Annotated in this window: 17 protein-coding genes and 1 pseudogene; 9 read left to right on the top strand and 9 right to left on the bottom strand. The window is 64.2% G+C overall.

From position 1 onward, the window contains the following. Positions 1-147: 147 nt before the first annotated feature. The 3 genes from J2S96_RS07030 to J2S96_RS07020 all read left to right on the top strand — a co-directional run bounded on the left by J2S96_RS07030 (position 148) and on the right by J2S96_RS07020 (position 2679). Positions 148-636, top strand: a complete 489-nt coding sequence (locus tag J2S96_RS07030) for an inorganic diphosphatase (protein ID WP_306861248.1) — start codon at positions 148-150, stop codon at positions 634-636. 293 nt (positions 637-929) lie between these two features. Beyond that, complete coding sequence (locus J2S96_RS07025; RefSeq protein ID WP_306861247.1) at positions 930-1529, top strand: hypothetical protein; 600 nt, start codon at positions 930-932, stop codon at positions 1527-1529. Positions 1530-1596: 67 nt separating this feature from the next. Next, complete coding sequence (locus tag J2S96_RS07020; protein WP_306861245.1) at positions 1597-2679, top strand: FUSC family protein; 1083 nt, start codon at positions 1597-1599, stop codon at positions 2677-2679. A 77-nt stretch (positions 2680-2756) separates the two neighbouring features. Here J2S96_RS07020 and J2S96_RS07015 read toward each other — a convergent pair whose 3' ends face one another. The 3 genes from J2S96_RS07015 to serS form a co-directional block, all read right to left on the bottom strand. Next, positions 2757-3602 (bottom strand): HAD family hydrolase, encoded by an 846-nt coding sequence (locus J2S96_RS07015; protein ID WP_306861243.1) that lies wholly within the window; start codon positions 3600-3602, stop codon positions 2757-2759. An 81-nt stretch (positions 3603-3683) separates the two neighbouring features. After that, a complete protein-coding gene (locus J2S96_RS07010) occupies positions 3684-4703 on the bottom strand; it encodes a hypothetical protein (RefSeq protein ID WP_306861242.1) in 1020 nt (339 codons plus the stop codon). Positions 4704-4767: 64 nt separating this feature from the next. Further along, positions 4768-6048, bottom strand: coding sequence for a serine--tRNA ligase (gene serS / locus J2S96_RS07005; RefSeq protein ID WP_306861240.1), 1281 nt, complete (start codon positions 6046-6048; stop codon positions 4768-4770). 111 nt (positions 6049-6159) lie between these two features. Here serS and J2S96_RS07000 point away from each other — a divergent pair, with 111 nt between their 5' ends. Continuing rightward, a complete protein-coding gene (locus J2S96_RS07000; RefSeq protein WP_306861238.1) occupies positions 6160-7206 on the top strand; it encodes a diacylglycerol/lipid kinase family protein in 1047 nt (348 codons plus the stop codon). A gap of 52 nt (positions 7207-7258) precedes the next feature. On the opposite strand, the gene J2S96_RS06995 is transcribed toward J2S96_RS07000, so the two are convergent. The 3 genes from J2S96_RS06995 to J2S96_RS06985 form a co-directional block, all read right to left on the bottom strand. Further along, complete coding sequence (locus tag J2S96_RS06995) at positions 7259-7522, bottom strand: hypothetical protein (protein ID WP_306861236.1); 264 nt, start codon at positions 7520-7522, stop codon at positions 7259-7261. Between the two features lie 129 nt (positions 7523-7651). After that, positions 7652-8599 (bottom strand): prephenate dehydratase, encoded by a 948-nt coding sequence (gene pheA, locus J2S96_RS06990; protein WP_306861235.1) that lies wholly within the window; start codon positions 8597-8599, stop codon positions 7652-7654. Positions 8600-8629: 30 nt separating this feature from the next. Then, complete coding sequence (locus J2S96_RS06985) at positions 8630-8956, bottom strand: rhodanese-like domain-containing protein (protein ID WP_306861233.1); 327 nt, start codon at positions 8954-8956, stop codon at positions 8630-8632. A gap of 188 nt (positions 8957-9144) precedes the next feature. Between J2S96_RS06985 and J2S96_RS06980 the strand changes: the two genes are divergently transcribed. The 3 genes from J2S96_RS06980 to J2S96_RS06970 are packed head-to-tail and all read left to right on the top strand — an operon-like array spanning position 9145 to position 12873. Next, on the top strand, positions 9145-9894 hold the full coding sequence (locus J2S96_RS06980) for a peptidase E (protein ID WP_306861231.1): 750 nt from the start codon (positions 9145-9147) through the stop codon (positions 9892-9894). Next, positions 9887-11344 carry an amidase gene (locus J2S96_RS06975; protein ID WP_306861229.1) on the top strand — a complete coding sequence of 486 codons (1458 nt, stop codon included), beginning with the start codon at positions 9887-9889 and terminating at the stop codon, positions 11342-11344. Before J2S96_RS06980 ends, J2S96_RS06975 begins: the two co-directional genes overlap by 8 nt. A gap of 50 nt (positions 11345-11394) precedes the next feature. Next, positions 11395-12873: a peptide MFS transporter gene (locus tag J2S96_RS06970; RefSeq protein ID WP_370873032.1), complete on the top strand. Its 1479-nt coding sequence runs from the start codon at positions 11395-11397 to the stop codon at positions 12871-12873. Between the two features lie 81 nt (positions 12874-12954). Here the strand turns inward: J2S96_RS06970 and J2S96_RS06965 are convergent, their stop codons facing one another. Continuing rightward, entirely contained in the window at positions 12955-13545 is a 591-nt protein-coding gene (locus tag J2S96_RS06965) for a DUF4190 domain-containing protein (RefSeq protein WP_306861225.1), read from the bottom strand. Positions 13546-13755: 210 nt separating this feature from the next. Here J2S96_RS06965 and pgm point away from each other — a divergent pair, with 210 nt between their 5' ends. After that, a complete protein-coding gene (gene pgm, locus J2S96_RS06960) occupies positions 13756-15414 on the top strand; it encodes a phosphoglucomutase (alpha-D-glucose-1,6-bisphosphate-dependent) (RefSeq protein WP_306861223.1) in 1659 nt (552 codons plus the stop codon). A 7-nt stretch (positions 15415-15421) separates the two neighbouring features. On the opposite strand, the gene J2S96_RS06955 is transcribed toward pgm, so the two are convergent. Both J2S96_RS06955 and J2S96_RS06950 read right to left on the bottom strand, forming a co-directional pair. Next, the gene (locus J2S96_RS06955; protein WP_306861221.1) at positions 15422-15922 is read right to left on the bottom strand and encodes a 2'-5' RNA ligase family protein; all 501 of its coding nucleotides are present in this window, start codon (positions 15920-15922) and stop codon (positions 15422-15424) included. A 281-nt stretch (positions 15923-16203) separates the two neighbouring features. Continuing rightward, complete coding sequence (locus J2S96_RS06950) at positions 16204-16809, bottom strand: malonic semialdehyde reductase (RefSeq protein WP_306861219.1); 606 nt, start codon at positions 16807-16809, stop codon at positions 16204-16206. A gap of 185 nt (positions 16810-16994) precedes the next feature. On the opposite strand from J2S96_RS06950, the pseudogene J2S96_RS06945 reads away from it, so the two are divergent. Further along, a pseudogene (locus tag J2S96_RS06945) lies at positions 16995-18349 on the top strand (uracil-xanthine permease family protein). The last annotated feature ends 65 nt before the right edge of the window (positions 18350-18414 follow it).

The raw sequence follows: 18414 nt of genomic DNA, 5'->3' as shown, positions 1-18414 counted from the left end.
ACGCCCTTCATGCAGCCTTAGTCCTCAAAGTCTTGAATGTCCCCACCGTTTCAAGAAACTTGGGCCTCTCGCTATATCCTCAATAGTAGTCGGCGGCGTCGGCTGCTCTGTTGCCGCGCCCATGCCAATACCGTCAAGGAGCATTCCATGAAGCACGACGTCACGATCGAGATCCCCAAGGGGTCGCGCGTCAAGTACGAAGTTGACCACGAGACCGGCCGCGTCCGCCTGGACCGCGTCCTGTTCACTTCCATGCAGTACCCCACGCACTACGGGTTCTTCGAGAACACCCTGGGCGAGGACGGCGACCCGCTGGACGCACTGGTGCTCCTGCAGGACTTCGACCTGTACCCCGGCGTCATCGTCGAGGCGCGCCCCATCGGCGTTTTCAACATGACCGACGACGGCGGCGGAGACGCCAAGGTCCTGTGCGTTCCGGCCGACCCGCGCTTCGACCACATCCAGGAAATCTCGGACGTCAGCGAATTCCTGATCAAGGAAATCGAGCACTTCTTCACCCGTTACAAGGACCTTGAGCCGGGCAAGTGGGTCAAGGCTGAAGGCTGGGCCGACCGCGCAGCCGCCGAAGCCGAGCTGGAAGCTTCCATCAAGCGTTACGTTCCGGCCTCCCACTAATCCCCACCGCCACCCTAGCCACGCTCCCCTCGGCCAGGGAACCCGGGCGGCGTGGGCCCAACCACCGCCACCCTAGCCACGCTCCCCTCGGCCAGGGAACCCGGGCGGCGTGGGCCCACACGACGGCGGCGGGTGCGGTTCCGTGCGAACCGCACCCGCCGCCGTCGTCAATGGCCGGGTCCGCTGCTTGGAACCCACCGCATCACACGCCGGGCATCCGCGTTCGTAACGAGCAGTTGGCTCCGGATTAACCGCTTGAAAGTCAGCTACCTGCCGGTAGTGTTTGATCCACCATGTTCACGCTGACCATCAACCAACGCGACAGCCGCGGCAAAGGTGACCTCGTACCGCAGCTGCTCAAAGACCTGCGCCATATCCCTGCGTGCTTGGACTTTGACCGCTCGGTGGAGGACGAGGTCCAAGGCATCGTGGAGTTCCCGCACTTGGCCGTCGATTCAGCGCTCATCGCCTTGCGGAGCGGACAGTGGTACGTAGGAATCGGCGTCGGACCGGTCAATGAACCGCTGCCCAACCAAATCAAAGACGCCTCCGGACACGGGCTGGTCTATGCACGCCGGGCCGTGGACCGCTTGCGCAATGGCAAGGAACGGGTCCCTGTGGCCGTCGAAGGGCCGATCGCTGCCCTCGCTGCCGAATCGGAGGCTGTGCTACGGCTCCTCGGGCACATCGTCCAGCAACGGAGCGTAGCCGAGTGGCGCGTCCTTGACCTGCTGACGCCTGGTGTCCGTGGACAACAGAAGGCCGTGGCCCAGGAGCTGGGGATCAGCACCCAAGCAGTGAGCAAGGCTCTCGCCCGGGCGCAATGGGTAGAGGAGCACGCCGCCAGGCCGGCCGCCGCCCGCTTGCTGCAATTGATCCTCGAGGTCTACTGATTACCCCGGAACGCGTCCAGGCATATCGTCCTCGACACATCCAGTCCTCCCGGCCTATTTTGAGTCCATGATCTCCAAGCCCAGGGCCAGCCGGCTTCTTCCCGCCCTCAGGCAGGCGGTCACAGGCCACCGACTCCTGTTTGCTGCCAAGACCGCGGTCGCGGCCGGCCTGGCTTGGTATCTCGCACCGTTCATGCCGGGGACTGCCGCCGCGTACCCCTACTACGCGCCCTTGGGCGTCCTGGTCAGCATGCACCCCACCGTGGCGGATTCCGCCAAGCACGGGCTGCAAAGCCTGCTGGGTCTCGGATTGGGCATTGCCATGGCCTTCGCCGTGACCACAGTCGCCACCCCGAACGTGCTGGCGGTCGCCGTCGTCGTCGGCCTGGGGGTCGTCATCGGCGGCCTGCCAAGACTCGGCAGCGCCTCCGAATGGGTTCCCATGGCGGCGTTGTTCGTGCTGGTGCTGGGTTATTCGAATGCGCAGGGCTTTTCTTTCGCGTATGTCCTGCAAATGGGCATGGGAGTCACCGTCGGTTTCGCAGTGAACTGGCTGATCTTCCCTCCCCTGCATCTTGAAGGCATCGATCCTGCCATCGATGGGCACCAACAGGCGCTGTCCAAGCAGCTCCGGGACATGGCCAGCGCCATGACGGAATCCTGGCCGCCGAACCACGAGGAATGGGCGAGCCGTAGCGGCGAGCTCTCCCGCACCGCCGCCGCGGTCCGGGCAGCGGTCCATGCCGCGAAGTTGAGCGCCAAAGCGAATCCGCGGTCCCGCCGTCGGGCCAGGCGGCTGACCGGCGACCTGGCCGGTTTGCAGGTGGTGGAACGGCTGACCTTCCACGTGCAGGACATCACGGACATCCTGGCGAGCGTGATCTGGGAAGAGAACGCGGGAACGGTCATCCCGGAGGGTGTACCGCCTAATTTGGCTGAGGCCCTCGAAGACGTTGCGCGAACGATCAGCCAATGGCGGCATGCGGACTCCGATGACTTCAAGAGCGCCCTGGACGAAGCTCATGACAGCGTGGCAGCGCTGAGCGACACCATCACGGAAGCCGCCGCCGGCCACGCGCCTGTAACCGCCACCGCGTCGGTCGCCATGAGCCTGCGGCGTATCATCACCGTGGTCTCGGATGCCGCCTGAGCTGTGGTGAGCATCAGCCGGCCGGCCCTGCTGTGCGGAGGTCCTAGCCACCGCGCGGGGGCTGTTTCAGCAGGCGATTACAGCAGGCGACGCAGGATGACGGCCGCGCCGTCGTCGTACACCGAAGCGGTGACCTCATCCGCCACGGCGATGACTTCCTCAGGCGCCTGGCCCATGGCGACGCCGCGCCCGGCCCAGCTGAGCATCTCGATGTCGTTGCGGCCGTCCCCCACTGCCACAGTGTGGCGGGGGTGCGTGCCGAGCCGCCGTCGCAGCTGCTCCAAGGCGCTGGCCTTGGTGACCCCTGCAGCGGCAATATCCAGCCAGGCCGTCCAGCCCACGGAGTAGGTGACCCCGGAGAGTCCGACCTTGCGGATGGCGGTGGAAAATTCGTCGGCCGTATTTTCGCTGCTGAACACCACCACGCGCACCGCAGTGGCATCCAGCATTGTCTGGAAATCGACGCCGATTGCCTCAACGCCGAAGCTGGCGTCCTGGAACCGCTCGGTGGAGAGGAAATTCCCGTCCTCGTCCTCGAGCGCGTACTTGGCGGACGGAAGCTGCTCGCGAAGGGCCATCAGCGCCGGGGCGGGATCGAAAGTTGCCTTGTGAATGATCTCGTAGCCTGCGTCCAACCCGGGGTCGAGCCGCAACGTGACGCCGCCATTGCAGCACACGGCATACCCGCGCTCCAGCCCGATCTGCTCAATGACGGGCAAGGTGGCGTTCAACGAGCGCCCGGTTGCGATCAGGACATCGTGTCCGTGGGCGATGACTGCCCTTGCGGCGTCGCGGACGCCCGGCGACATGTGGCCATCGTGGTCCACGAGGGTTCCGTCGACGTCCAACGCGACCATGAGTTTGTGATTCGAATTCCGCTGGTCATCGATGCCAGCGACTGAGGTGTCAGTCAAAATAGTCATGGCACTAGTGAAGCAGAACCCATCGACACCAGCTAGGACACAGGCCACAGTAGGCGATGAACAGGCGGTGAATATCCAAAACTAGGGCCGGGATTGGCTCCGAGGCCGCAGTCCGGCACGCAGGAGCTTCATCCGAAGGCGGCCTGGCTGCTCCAGATCCGCCCAATTCCACCTGACTACGGTAAACCCCAGTCCCCGGATGTTGTCCTCACGCAGCTTCTCCCGATAGACGGCCTCCTCCGCGCTCCACGCCCCGCGCATATTTTCGTCCGCGTCTTTTTGTTTGCCATCGAATTCGCCCGCGATCGATTGCTCCGGCCACCAGAAATCGGTCCGGGCAACGAACCGGCCGGAGTCGACAATCGTGTGCTGCTGGAGCGGCTGCTCAAAGCCCAGCAGCTCGATGACAGCCCTGCTGAACGACTCCCCTGCCGATTCGGCCTTCGTGTGCGCCAAGCCCGCGATGCGGGCTGCACGGTGCCTGGTGGCAACAGCGGATATCCCGTCCAAAGCCGAGGCGATCGCAGGGTGTTCGGCCAAGCAGGCATCCTGCCCGAGCAACCCCTGTTTCCAAAGCATTCGTGCGATTCCGTCGGCGATAACCAGCGCGCTGCTGAAGGACGAAGCGCACATGACATCCATGGCCGTCTGCACCGGACTCGTGCAGGAAAACTGGCCGGAAACCACGGCCTGCGCGTCGCGCCGCAGGACGTAGCGCAGGGGATGGTTGCCTGCATTCCGGGCCTTCTCGGCAAGCACGCTGTTTCCGTGAACCACAAACGTTGCTGGCCGCCGCCCGGTGCTTCGCTCCGAAGGTGTGGCTAGATCGACGAACTCCGGAGGGCGAAGAGTGGGGACGCCGAGCACCACAGCCGCCGACTCACCGCAAAAGACGGGCTGCTCCAGCGCCAGACCCACCGCCGCCGCGGACCACTCGAACCTCTGGGCAGGGGTCGCTTCCACCCAGCTTGAGGTTTTCACGTAGTACCCGCGCCTTAGCCGGACGAGACGGCCCGCCTTGAAGGGCCGGTGAATCCCAGCCGTAGAGCCGGTGAGAGCCAGCCGTTCGGCGGAGACAATGAGTTGCGGTGGGATATCCATGGAATGACTATCCATGGATCGTCCCACAGCGTCAGCGGTGCTTTGCCTCTATGTGGACAAGTCCCTACAGAACGGGCAGGACCTCGAGCCCTCCCATGTACTTCTGGAGTGCCGTGGGGACGTTGACCGAGCCATCCGGGTTCTGGTGGTGCTCCAGGATGGCCACAATCCAACGGGTGGTGGCCAGCGTGCCGTTGAGGGTGGCGACAGCACGGGTGCCCTTCGCGACGCCTTCCTCGTTGACCACACGCTCACGGATGTTCAGGCGGCGGGCCTGGAAGGTGGTGCAGTTGGAGGTCGAGGTGAGCTCGCGGTACGCGTTCTGGGTAGGGACCCAGGCTTCGCAGTCGAACTTCCGGGCCGCGGACATGCCCAGATCGCCCGCGGCAGTATCGATCACGCGGTACGGGAGCTCGACCTTGGCCAGCATTTCCTCTTCCCAGGCCAGGAGGCGCTCATGCTCGGCAGCGGCCTCTTCAACCGTGGTGTAGATGAACATCTCCACCTTGTTGAACTGGTGCACGCGGATGATGCCGCGGGTGTCCTTGCCGTGCGAACCTGCTTCGCGACGGTAGCAGGAACTTTGTCCGGCGTAGCGGATGGGGCCGCCGGAAAGATCCAGGATCTCGTCCGCGTGGTAGCCCGCGAGCGGGACTTCCGAGGTTCCCACAAGGTAAAGGTCGTCTTCAGCGAGACGGTAGATCTCGGCGTCGTGCTTCACATCGAAGCCCGTGCCTTGCATGGTTTCCGGTCGAACAAGGGTGGGCGTGATCATCGGCACGAAGCCGGCCTCGATGGCTTGGTCCATGGCCATTCTAAGGAGGGCCATCTCCAGGCGGGCACCGACGCCGCGAAGGAAATAGAAGCGCGCACCCGACACCTTGGCACCGCGTTCCATGTCGATCGCGCCAATGAGTTCGCCGATTTCCAGGTGGTCCTTCGGCTCGAAGTCAGGGAATTCGCGGGGTGTGCCGACCGTCTTGACCACGACGAAATCGTCCTCGCCGCCCTCGGGCACGCCGTCCACGATCAGGTTGGGGATGACGCGGAGGAGCTCTTCCTGCTTGGCCTGGGCGGCGTCGGCTTCGGCAGAGGCAGCCTTGACCGAGTTGGCCAATTCCTTGACCTCGGCGAGGAGCGCTTGCTTTTCCTCGCCCTTGGCCTGTGCCACCTTCTTGCCGAAGGCGTTCTGCTCCGCGCGGAGGTTTTCGTAGCGGATCAGAGCCGCGCGGCGGTCTGCGTCGGCGGAAATGATCGCGTCCACAACGGACTCGTCCGCACCGCGGGCGCGCTGGCTGGCACGGAACTTGTCCGGGTTTTCGCTGAGGTCTTTTACGTCGATCACCAGACAAGAGTATCGAATGAGCGCCCGGCTCCGCGGCCAACGCCCGACGGGGGCGGGCGCCCCCTGTCACCGTGCACTGCCGTACCCGCACCGGGATAGGGTTGAATCACCATGAGCAACTGGATCCTGTACGTGATTCTGGCTGGGGGCGTGGTCTTCGCCGTCTCCAGTTGGTGGGGCGTGCGCCGGCTCAGAGCCAGGCATGCCCGCAGCGCCGTGCACGAAGACGCACACAAGCCCGAAGCCGGCTTGCAAAGGGTGGCCGTGATCCTTAACCCGGTCAAGGCGAAGGCCGAGGACGCTCGGAGGATCATCCGGGATGCCTGCAATCTTGCGGGATGGGACGAACCGCGCTTCTTCGACACCACCGCGGAAGACCCCGGCCACTCGCAAGCCAAGGCGGCACTTGCGTACAGGCCCGACGTCGTACTCGTCGGCGGCGGCGACGGCACCGTGCGCGTCGTGGCGGAGGCCCTCGCGCATACCAACGTTGCAATGGGCTTGATTCCCTTGGGAACCGGAAACCTGCTGGCACGCAACGTGGACCTGGATGTCAACGATCTTCGGGGCAACGTCCACACTGCACTCTTCGGCCACCAGCGATACATCGACACCGCGCGGATGGCAATCCACAACGAGCAGACGGGCACCTCATCCGAGCATGCTTTCCTGGTGATCGCCGGCATGGGCCTGGATGCGGAGGTCGTGGGCGATACCAACGACGGCCTCAAGAAGGCGGTCGGCTGGCTTGCTTACACCGAGGCGGGCGTCCGGCACCTGCCCGGCCGGCGCAAAAGGGTCTCCATTGCCATGGACGACGAGCCCGAGCAATCCCGGAAAATCCGAAGCGTCCTGTTCGCCAACTGCGGCCTGATTCCAGGGGGCATCGACTTCATCCCGGGTGCGATGATCGACGACGGCGTCCTGGACGTCGTGGTCATGAGCCCCCGTAGCGCCATCGGCTGGATCGCGATGTACGCCAAGATCTTGTTCAAGCACAACCGGAACCTGCCGGTCATGAATTTCTACCGTTCAGGCAAAGTGGTCATTAGCAGCAGCGAACCGATGGCCACGCAACTTGACGGTGATCCCTCGGGCGAGGCCACAAAAGTGACCGTGAAGGTGGAGCCGCGTTCTCTTCTCGTGCGCGTGCAGTAACTGTGCCCTCGTAATTGCGGCCCTCGTAATTGCGCGGCAATAGCGTGACGGGCTACTTGGTGTTCTTCGCCGCTTCCGTTGCTTTGGGTTCGGTCACTTCGCCTTCAGCGAGTTTGTTTTCAGCGAGTTTCTTTTCCGCCAAAGCCTTGGCGGCTGCGCGCGCTTCCGATTGCTCGCGAATCATGGCCTGTTCTTCCTCAAAACGCAGCCGATCGGCCCGGTCGGCGTCGTCGCCGTCCCAGTCCTGGTTGTCTGCCTTGGGCTTGGGGTTGACGATCATTCCCTGGCCGCTGCTGTCATTGCTATTTCCCGACATGGCCCGCTCCCTCCGTTAGGGGCATGCGTCCATCAATTGTGGATCAAGCAAGCATACGCACAGTTTTATCCACGCGATAGGGGTTGAAGAGTCAATCATCCATCGCTTGGCGAGAGCGGATCCACGCGGTCAAACGCTTGGTTCGCCGCCGAGAATGCCACGAACCCAGGCGTGGGCGGATGCGAACGCAGCGTCGGAGGTGTGCGGAGCAACCAAGGCTTTTTGCTCATCAGCTCGCGCATAGGAACCCAGGAAGCGCGTGGCCGGGCTGATCCGGTGCAGGCCTGCCAAGGCATCGGCTACCCGGGCATCCGACGCGTGGCCGTCGGCGTCGATACTGAAGAAGTAGTGACCCAGATACTGACCGGTGGGCCGGGACTCGATGCGGCTGAGGTTGACTCCCCGGGTGGCGAACTGGTCCAGGATTTCCATCAGTGCGCCGGGGCGGTCTTCAGGCAGGGGCACGACGACGGTGGTCTTGTCCGCGCCCGTGCGTTCAGTCAGTGCACCGGGACGGCTGACCAGGACGAAGCGGGTAACGGCGCCGGGGTTGTCGCCGATATTCTCCGCAAGGATATTCAGGCCCGGCCGCTCGGCCGCGACGAGCGGTGCGCAGATGGCGGCGTCATAGTGCGCGTCGCCGTCGAGAAGCCCGACGGCGGCTGCAGCCGTTGAGGATCCAGGAACGTATTCCGCATTCGGGATATTTTCGTCGACCCACAGGCGGCACTGGGCCCAAGCATGACCGTGGGTGGAGATCCGACGGATGTCCGAGATCTCCACGCCGGGGCGGGCCACCAGCACGAAAGTGATGGGAACGAGCGCTTCCCGGATGATCCGCAATTCGGTTCCGGTGGCGATGGCATCAAGGGTGGCGGTCACGCCGCCTTCCACCGAGTTCTCGATCGGCACCATCGCCGCATCTGCCTGGCCTTGGCGAACCCTCTCCAACGCTGTATTCACATTGGTGCAGGGCACCCTGTTGGCATCGGCCGCGCCGGGGACCTGCATGAGGGCGGCCTCGGTGAAGGTACCTTCCGGGCCGAGGAAGGTGTAGGTGGGGGCGGATGCCGGCATGTACATAGTCCTTAAATGGTATGCGTGTGACTACAGGACGACCGGCTTGAGGCCGTTCTCCGAGACCATCGGGCGGTCGGTCTCAAACCACATGTCCATGCCTCCGGCGACATTGGTGGCGGTGTAGCCCTGCCCTACCAGCCACTGAACCGCGCGGAAGGACCGTCCGCCAGTGCGGCAGATGACATAAAGGTCATCGTCGGGGTCAAGCTCGTCAAGCCGGGCCGGGATCTGGTCAAGCGGGATGTGCAGCGCACCCTCGGCGTGGCCCGCTACCCATTCGTAATCCTCCCGGACATCCAAGATTTTCGCGTCGGCCGGAACATCGCCGACGGGCACGGTCTCGAAATCGCTCACGTGGGTTCCCTCCTGTAGGTTCAGATCTCCAATCCAGCCTAATACTGCGGGCTCCGGGGATCACCGCCGAGACCGGTGCGGCGCGGCAGGTTACGCGGCTTCCGCACTCCGCCGCCACGGCACTAGTGTTGGCGCTAAATGTTCGCCGTTGTGGCGAGCGGGACTGCCCTAGGCAGGGAGGAGGCCACATGGCTGCTTCGGAGCCCACCATCCTGGCAACCTCCGGCGGCTATAAGTCCGGACATCGCACCAGGATGGAGTTCGACCTGCTGGTTCACCACGCCGTCGAACTCTCCGGGGTGAGCGGACGCGCGCCGCGGGTGGCGCACATTGGCACGGCCTCAGGAGACCAGCGTTGGTTCGCCGCCGAATTGGACCAAGCCGCACGTGTTTCGGGCTTCGATTTCAGCCACCTCAACCTTTTCACGATGCCTAATTACAGCGATCCAGAGGCGTACCTCCTGGAACAGGACGTGGTGTGGGTCAACGGTGGTTCCGTGGTAAATCTTTTGGCCGTATGGCGAGCCCACGGACTGGACCGCATCCTGAGGCGCGTCTGGGAACAGGGCGTAGTGCTGGCCGGAGTGTCCGCAGGTTCGATTTGTTGGTTCCAGGGCGGCACCACGGATTCATACGGCCCCGAATTGCGCGCCGTAACCGGCGGACTTGGCTTCCTCCCCTATGCCAACGGTGTCCACTACGACTCCGAGCCGGGCCGCCGCCCGCTCGTCCACCAGCTGGTCGCAAAGGGCGTACTGGGCGAAACGCACTGCACCGACGACGGCGTCGGGCTCGTTTACCGAGGCACTGAACTTGTGGACGTGGTTGCGGAAGTCAGGGGCAAGGCTGCTTATCGCGTCACCGCGGCACCCGGCGATTCGGCTGATGCCGACGCCGTTCCCGTGGAGGAACGCTTGGAGTCCCGCTTCCTTGGCTGACATCCACGAACTCGGCGCGGTCGAGTTGCGCCAGGCCCTGGCTGCCGGGCATCTCTCTGCAACTGAGGCGACGGAACACTTCCTCGCGAGGATAGAAGAGCTGAACCGTATGCTGGGCGCCTTCGTCACCGTCACGGCAGAACAGGCCATGCTCGACGCCAGGGCCGCCGACGCAAAGTTTGTTCGCCGGCGCAGCGGGGATCCCGGGCTTCCCCTCCTGCACGGCGTGCCGCTGGCTTTCAAGGACCTCACCGATGTTGCGGGTGTCGTGACCACTCACGGGAGTGCAGCGTTGGATCGCAAGCCCGCCCCGGAAGACGGAGCCCTTGCCGCAGTGCTCAAGGGCGCCGGGGCCATCTCGCTGGGGAAGACCCAGGTTCCGGAATTCGGACTCACGGCCTACAGCGAAAACCGCATCGCCCCGCCGTCGCGCAATCCGCACGCCTTGAGCCGCAGCTCCGGCGGATCGTCGGGAGGCAGCGCTGCCGCGGTTGCCGCGGGTCTGGTTCCCTTCGCGCCCGGGAGCGACGGCGGCGGATCCATACGTATTCCCGCTGCGGCATGTGGACTGCTGGGGTTGAAGCCGGGCCGGGGGCTGGTGCCGTCGGGTGAAAGCGTCGGCGACGCGGCTCAGCTGGTCGTCGCGGGGCCCTTGGCGCGCTCCGCTCCCGACGCAGCGCTCATGATGGATGCCCTGGTGCCGCATGGAATCGGGCCGGAAGGGGGCTACCTCGCCGGGCTTGAGGAAGCACCCGCGGCGTTGCGTATCGGCGCGAGCCTGGATAGTCCGTGGTCCGCCAGCTTTCCTTTCGCGACCGAGCAAGCCGCCCTTGATGCCCTCGCTCAGGGCATCAAGCTGCTGAAGGGCGCGGGCCATTCTGTGTTCGATGCCGAGATCCGCTATGACAACCGCTATCCGGAAGCCTTCACCACCGCCTGGACTGCCGGCGTCGGCAGCGCCCGGATCCTGCCGCAGCGCGAAGCCCTGCTGACACCCTTGACCCGGACCTTCCGGCGTCGGGCGCAACAGCGCAGCGCAGCCAAGGTCAATGAGGCCATCGGCTTCCTGCGGCAGTTCACCCACGACACCGTCACCCAATACGCACAGTGGGACCTCATCCTGACACCATCCCTGGCCCAAACGCCAAGGCCGGTCGGCTGGTTCACCGGGACAATGCCCGGAGGCGAGCAATGGCCGGCCCCCGACTGGCCGGGCGACGCAGACGACGACTACCGCAAGCAATGCGAGTTTGCGCCCTGGTCCTCGATGGTGAATGTGTGCGGACTGCCGGCGATCACCGTGCCGGTTCATTGGACCGGTCCGACGCCTGGGGCGGGGCTCCCGATGGGCATCCAGCTCATCGGAAAGCCGGGCTCCGAGATGCTGCTCCTGCGGCTCGCACGCCAGCTTGAGCTGCAGCAAAAAGCGGTATCGCACCCCGGAATATAGTTGCCCGAGGCACCTATAAAAATGTGACAATGCGCTCAGTCAATGTCACCATGGATCAGATGAGCACAACTCTTGACACGCGGACGCCTGCCAAAAACACAGGCGATTCGTCATTTTTCGGCCACCCAAAGATGCTGGCCAGCCTCTTCTCCGTAGAAATGTGGGAACGATTCTCCTTCTACGGAATGCAGGGCATCCTCCTCTACTACATGTACTTCACCGCCGACCATGGCGGACTCTCGATCGACAAATCGCTCGCCGCCGGACTGGTCGGCGCGTACGGCGGAGGTGTCTACCTCTCCACGATCTTGGGCGCATGGTTGGCGGACCGGCTTTTCGGCTCCGAACGGGTGCTGTTCGGTTCCGCCATCATGATCATGGCCGGCCACATCGCGCTTGCACTCCTGCCCGGGATCCCGGGCCTGGTGGCAGGCCTGGTGCTGGTGGGTATCGGCTCCGGCGGGCTCAAGGCAAACGCAACAGCGCTGGTCGGCGCCCTCTATGGGGAGAAGGACGAACGCCGTGACGCCGGCTTCTCCATCTTCTACATGGGCATCAACCTCGGTGCCCTCATTGGACCCCTCGTGACCGGCTGGCTGCAGAAAAGCAACGGCTTCCACTGGGGCTTCGGCGCAGCCGCAATCGGCATGGCGATCGGCCTGGTCATCTACGCACTCGGCCGCAACAAGCTCCCGGAAGAAGCCCACCGCGTCCCCAACCCCCTCCCCTCCGCACAGCGGAGCCGTTACGGGCTCGTCTTCTTCGGCATCGCCGTCGTGATCGCCGGGCTACTCATGACCGGCGTGGTGAACCCCGGCAACCTGGCCCGCAGCATGGCTTACGCCGCGATTGTCGCCTCGATCATCTATTTCACGCTGATCTTCCGGAGCAAGAAAGTCACGCCCCTTGAGCGCAAACGTGTAGTCGCGTTCATTCCGTTGTACATCGCGTCGGCAGCGTTCTGGGCACTCTTCCAGCAGCAGTTCACGTTCATCGCCGTGTACTCGGAGGACAAACTGGACCGGAACCTCTTCGGCTGGGAAATGCCGGCGGCGTGGGTACAGTCCATCAACCCTGTATTCATCATCGTCTTCGCCGGCGTCATGGCTGCTCTCTGGACAAAACTCGGTCCGAAGCAGCCGGGTTCCCCCATCAAGTTTGCCGCCGGACTCTTCGTGATGGGCCTGGCATTCCTGGCCTTCATCCCCTTGTCCGGCGGTGCAAAGACCCCGCTGCTTGCGCTCGTGGGAATCCTGTTCCTCTTCACCCTGGCGGAGTTGTTCCTGTCGCCCATCGGGCTGTCCGTGAGCACCAAGCTGGCCCCCCAGGCCTTCCACACCCAGATGGTGGCCTTGTTCTTCCTCTCGGTGTCCCTCGGCACCGCACTGGCCGGCATCCTGGCCGGACTGTACAACCCCGACAACGAACTGCCCTACTTCCTGGGCGTCGGCGGCACAGCCGTCGTGATCGCTGTCGCGCTGGCAGCCGGCTCGCCCGCCATCAAGAAATTGATGGGCGGCGTGCGCTAGTCCGTAACTGACATAAACCGCGACGGCGGCCGATGAGTTCGGTGGGTTTCCCGCCAAACGCACCGGCCGCCGTCGTCGTTTCTAGTAGGTGTTGTTGTAATGCGATGCGGTCGCAGCAAAGATCGCGATGAGGACCCAGAATATGATCACGCCGACAATGCCCAGGTATCCCATGACAAGGCCCGCGATGGCCATGCCCTTGCCGGCTGGCTCCTTCTTGAGTCCCATGTGGCCCAGGATCACGGCGGCAATTTGCGGCAGGACGAAGAAGCCAAGACCCACGAAAACGGCGATCCCGCAGCACATGCTCGCGATGCTCAGGCCCTTGGGCTCGGGAGCCACGCCGTAGTAAGCCGGCTGGCCATAGGGGCTCGCGGGCTGGCCGTATGCGGGCGGCGGTGCCTGGGGAGGTTGACCGTACGGCGAAGGGGGCTGTCCGTAGGGGCCGGCAGGCTGCTGGGCATAGGGCGCCTGCGGCTGGGACTGGTCGTACGCTTCCCGCGGCTGGGACTGGCCGTAGGGGCCAGACGCCGCCGGCGAGGCAAACGGCTGCTCGCCGTACGTGTTCTCACCGGGTTCGTGTGCAGGCGGAATGTACGACGGCGGCTCGTTGCCCTTGGGCGGTTCGCCGCCCTCGGGAGTGTTCCCGGGTTTCGCTGGCTGGTCGGTCATGGAATATCCCCCTTGCGAGTCTCTTTGTGCCCAGCCTACCGCCGAGCGCTGGCGCACATAAGCAGAGTGGGTCCGAGCGGCTCCGGCCCATGCAGCACTCCGGTAAACGGGCAGTGAATCTTCGTCAATCAAGCGGAAATACGAAGTCACAGGCACCGCAATAGCAGGTTTTCTCTTCAAGCTCACGGGACGGTCTGGCATGCTGGGTCAATGGCTAGTCGTGCGGGCACTGTTGCCCTTCCCCAGGACCTTGTAGACATCACCGCTCTTCTCGACGCGTACTACGACGTGACGCCGGATCTTAGTGATCCCGCACAACGCGTTGCCTTCGGCACCTCCGGGCACCGAGGGTCCAGCCTCAAGGCCTCATTCAATGAAGGCCATATCCTCGCCATTACCCAGGCGATTGTGGAGTACCGTGCCGGGCAGGGCATCACGGGCCCACTCTTCCTGGCAAAGGACACCCACGGGCTGAGCGAACCAGCACAGAATTCCGCCCTTGAAGTCCTTGCCGCCAATGGCGTCAACGTACTGATCGACGCACGCCACGGCTACACGCCCACCCCGGCCCTGAGCCACGCAATCCTCAAGTACAACAACGAAGCCGGCCCCGGCCAGCCGCAGGCGGATGGCATCGTCGTCACCCCGAGCCACAACCCTCCGGCCGACGGCGGTTTCAAGTACAACCCCCCGCACGGCGGCCCTGCCGACACGGATGCCACCGGCTGGATCGCCAACCGCGCCAACGAACTCCTGGAAAACGGGCTGCGCGGCGTCAAGCGGATTCCCCTGAACGATGCCCTCAAAGCGGATGCCACGGGCAAGTTCGATTTCCTGAGCAGCTACGTGGACGATCTCCCATCCGTCCTTGACCTCGACGCGATCCGCACCGCCGGCGTCCGTATTGGCGCGGACCCCATGGGTGGCGCATCCGTGGACTACTGGGGTGAGATCGGCGAGCGTCACCAACTCAACCTGACCGTGGTCAACCCGACCGTAGACCCGCAGTGGGCATTCATGACCCTCGACTGGGATGAGAAGATCCGCATGGACTGCTCCTCACCGTCGGCCATGGCCTCACTCATCAAGCGCATGTCTGACAGTGCCGCGGGCAGCGCCTACGACGTCGCCACCGGAAACGACGCCGACGCCGACCGCCACGGCATCGTGACGCCGGACGGCGGGCTGATGAACCCGAACCACTACCTCGCCGTCGCGATCGACTACCTGTACCGCAACCGCACCGGTTGGAACCCCGAGTCAGTGGTCGGAAAGACCCTCGTCTCCTCCTCCATCATCGACCGGGTGGCTGCTGGACTGGGCCGCAAACTCGTGGAAGTTCCCGTGGGCTTCAAATGGTTCGTTCCCGGCCTGCTCTCCGGCGAGGGTGCCTTCGGTGGCGAGGAATCCGCGGGCGCCTCCTTCAACAAGCGCGACGGAAGCGTCTGGACCACCGACAAGGACGGCATCCTGTTGGCCCTCCTGGCATCGGAGATCACGGCAGTCACGGGCAAGTCGCCGTCCCAGCTGTACAAGGGCCTCACGGACCAATTCGGCGCGCCCGTCTACGCCCGGATCGACGCCGCTGCCACGCGTGAGCAAAAGGCCAAGCTCGGCAAACTCTCGGCCGCGGACGTCACTGCCACCACGCTTGCGGGCGAGGAAATCACTGCCAAGCTGACCGAGGCGCCCGGCAACGGCGCTTCAATCGGAGGCCTCAAGGTGGTCACCGAGAACGCCTGGTTCGCGGCCCGCCCGTCGGGAACGGAAGACGTCTACAAGATCTACGCCGAGTCCTTCAAAGGTGCCGACCACCTCAAGCAGGTCCAGGAAGAGGCCAAGGCCCTCGTGGACGGCGTGATTTCGTAGCCCCTGCCTAGTTTGGCTCCGCCGGGAGGCGCCACAGCTTGAGGATTCGGCGAATGGTGTGGTTGCTTTCCGGCGCCATGTCCACGAGCGCGATCTGGTTGAGCACGACGGCGTCACCCGGCTTGGGGCGCTTGCCGTCGTGATGCGAAATGTGCGGACGGTAGTGCTCCATGACGTAGTGCGGGGTTGCCACACGCCCGCCAACGCTTGCCACGGCGTCGAACAATTCCTCATGCAAACCCTGCAAAAGGGGATGGTGCTCCACGAGGCTGACCGGGATCGATCCTTGGTGACCGAATCCGGCGTCGGGCCCTACGGTGAGGTCCGCCCCTAAGGCGCCCATCGCGGGAGCCGTAACGAGTTCGCTGAGGCGCACGGTGACGTCGTCACCATCGGAGGGCTCGACGTCGAACCTCAACAGGGTGATGTGCAGCGGCCAGTCACTACGCGGAAAAACCATCCCGTCAGCAACGGCTTCGACGAACGCCACCAGAATCAGGTTCCGCATAAGGAAATTTTGCCACCGCGGCACCCGTCGCACAGCGACGCCTACCGCAGTGGTGACCGAGCGTCGATGAAAAAACCGCTAAAGGTGACCGAGCGTCGATCGAGACCGACGCCCGGTCAGATACCGGGCCTTAAACCCCGACGCTCGGTCAGATACGGGGCCTTAAACCCCAACGCTCGCTCACATATCCGGGCTTAAACACCAACGCTCGCTCACCAGGGTGAGCGAGCGATAGTGAAAGGGTCGCCGGAAGTGAGGGAGCGTCACCTGGGCCGGAAGCGTTAGACGGTGCGGACGACGTCTTCGTAGGCGAACTTCGGCTTGGCTTCGCCGAAGGCGTCCGGACCGGGCTGGCCGATGTTGACCACCAGGAAGCTCTTCTGGTCCCCGGCAGGGAAGAATGCGGCGTCGATAGCTGCGAAGTCTGCGCCCGTCATGGGGCCTGCAGCGAAACCGAGGGAGCGGACCGCAAGGATGAAGTAGCCGGCCTGCAGGTGGGCATTGTTGTTGCCGGTGATCGCAGCGAACTCCGGGTTGGCGTCATACATCGCCTTCGGGGCGTTGTAGCCCGGGAGGAAGTTGTCCCACTGGCCGTGCCAGTCGGTGTCGTAGGAGAGCACGGCGACCAACGGAGCAGAGGCGGTCTTGGCCTTGTTGCCCGGAGAAAGGGTTTCCACCAGCTTGGCGCGGGCCTCGTCCGAACGGACGTAGGTGACGCGCAGGGGCTGCGAGTTGAACGCCGTCGGGCCGAACTTGGTCAGTTCGTAGATCGCCTGTGCTTGCTCATCGGAGACCTCACCGGCAAAAGAGTTGGCGGTGCGGGCTTCGGCAAAGATGGCGTCGACTGCTGCGGCGTCAATCACTGCTTCTTCGTGGGCGATTGTCATTCGCGTACCTTTCGCTGTGCCCGCAGCCATGGGGCCGGGCGCTTATGCTTTCCATGGTTGCAACTTCAACTTCCCGTCGCGTCTTCCCGCTATCCACGTGATGTTCCACACAGCGGAATCGGCAGGCCTCCCGGGCGGTAAGGTTGCACCCGGACAATCACAACTTTCAGGGAAGGCTCCCGTAGATGAGCATGCTCGGAACCAAATGGAAGCTGCACGGCGACGGCAAGTCGATCCGGCCCGGAACCGTGGTGGCACCCGAGGAACGGCTGGCGTGGCCGCTGACCATCGGCGTCGGTATGCAGCACGTCGTCGCGATGTTCGGAGCCACCTTCCTGGTACCCATCATCACCGGCATGCCGCCGGGCACCACACTGCTCTTTTCCGGCATCGGCACCCTGTTGTTCCTGGTCATTACCAAGGGCCGCGTGCCGAGCTACCTTGGTTCGAGCTTTGCCTTCATTGCCCCCATCCTGGCGTCCCAGCAGCAGTTCGGCATTCCGGGCGCGCTGGGCGGAGTGGTGCTTGCCGGCGTCGTACTGGCGCTTGTCGGCGCAGTGGTGCAAAAGTTCGGCGCTGAGTGGATCAACCGGACAATGCCGCCTATTGTCACCGGCGCCATCGTTGCCCTGATCGGACTGAACTTGGCGCCGGCGGCAAAAGCGAACTTCGACAAGGCCCCGGTGACCGCCCTCGTGACACTGGTGACGATCATCCTGGTGAGCGTCCTCTTCCGCGGCATTCTGGGGCGCTGAGCATCCTGGTGGGCGTGGTGGTGGGCTACCTCACCGCCATGACGCGCGGCGAAGTGGACTACTCCAAGATGGACTCGGCCTCGTGGATCGGACTCCCGCATTTCCAGGCTCCGGAGTTCCACCTCGGCGTCGTGGGCTTGTTCGTCCCGGTCGTGTTGGTGCTCGTGGCCGAGAACGTAGGACACGTGAAGTCCGTGGCAGCGATGACTGGACGCAACCTCGATGACGTGTCCGGCCGCGCGTTGATGGCCGACGGCGTCGCGACGGTTCTCGCCGGACTCGGCGGCGGCTCGGGCACCACGACGTATGCCGAGAACATCGGCGTGATGGCAGCCACGAAGGTCTACTCGACGGCGGCCTACTGGGTTGCCGGAACCTTCGCCATCATCCTGAGTTTCTCCCCGAAGTTCGGCGAACTGATTGCCACCGTTCCCGCGGGCGTGCTGGGCGGTGCCGCGACCATGCTCTACGGCATGATCGGCGTCCTGGGCGTGAAGATCTGGGTGCAGAACAAGGTCAACTTCTCGAACCCGATCAACCTGACCACGGCCGCCGTCGCACTGATTATCGGGATCGCGGATTACACCTGGACGATCGGTGAACTGAAGTTCACGGGCATCGCGCTGGGTTCGGCGGCTGCCCTGGCGGTGTATCACGGCATGAAGGGCCTGGCCCGTTGGCGCGGGACGGTTGCCGAACCGGAGGTGGAAACCGCCGGACTCCCTCCGGCCGCGAAGGCTGCGATGAACGCGGCGGCGAAGCGGGCCGGGAAGAAAAAGCCCTGAGCATGCCCCCTCTTGGGTTTAAGGAACGGACATATCGCTGTTATGTCCGTTCCTCGTGGCCAAGG

Origin of the sequence: Arthrobacter bambusae (genome assembly GCF_030812595.1) — a bacterium.
GTDB classification, from domain to species: domain Bacteria; phylum Actinomycetota; class Actinomycetes; order Actinomycetales; family Micrococcaceae; genus Arthrobacter; species Arthrobacter bambusae_B.
Note: the sequence above shows the minus strand (reverse complement) of the source record. Positions and strands in the feature narration are given on the sequence as shown.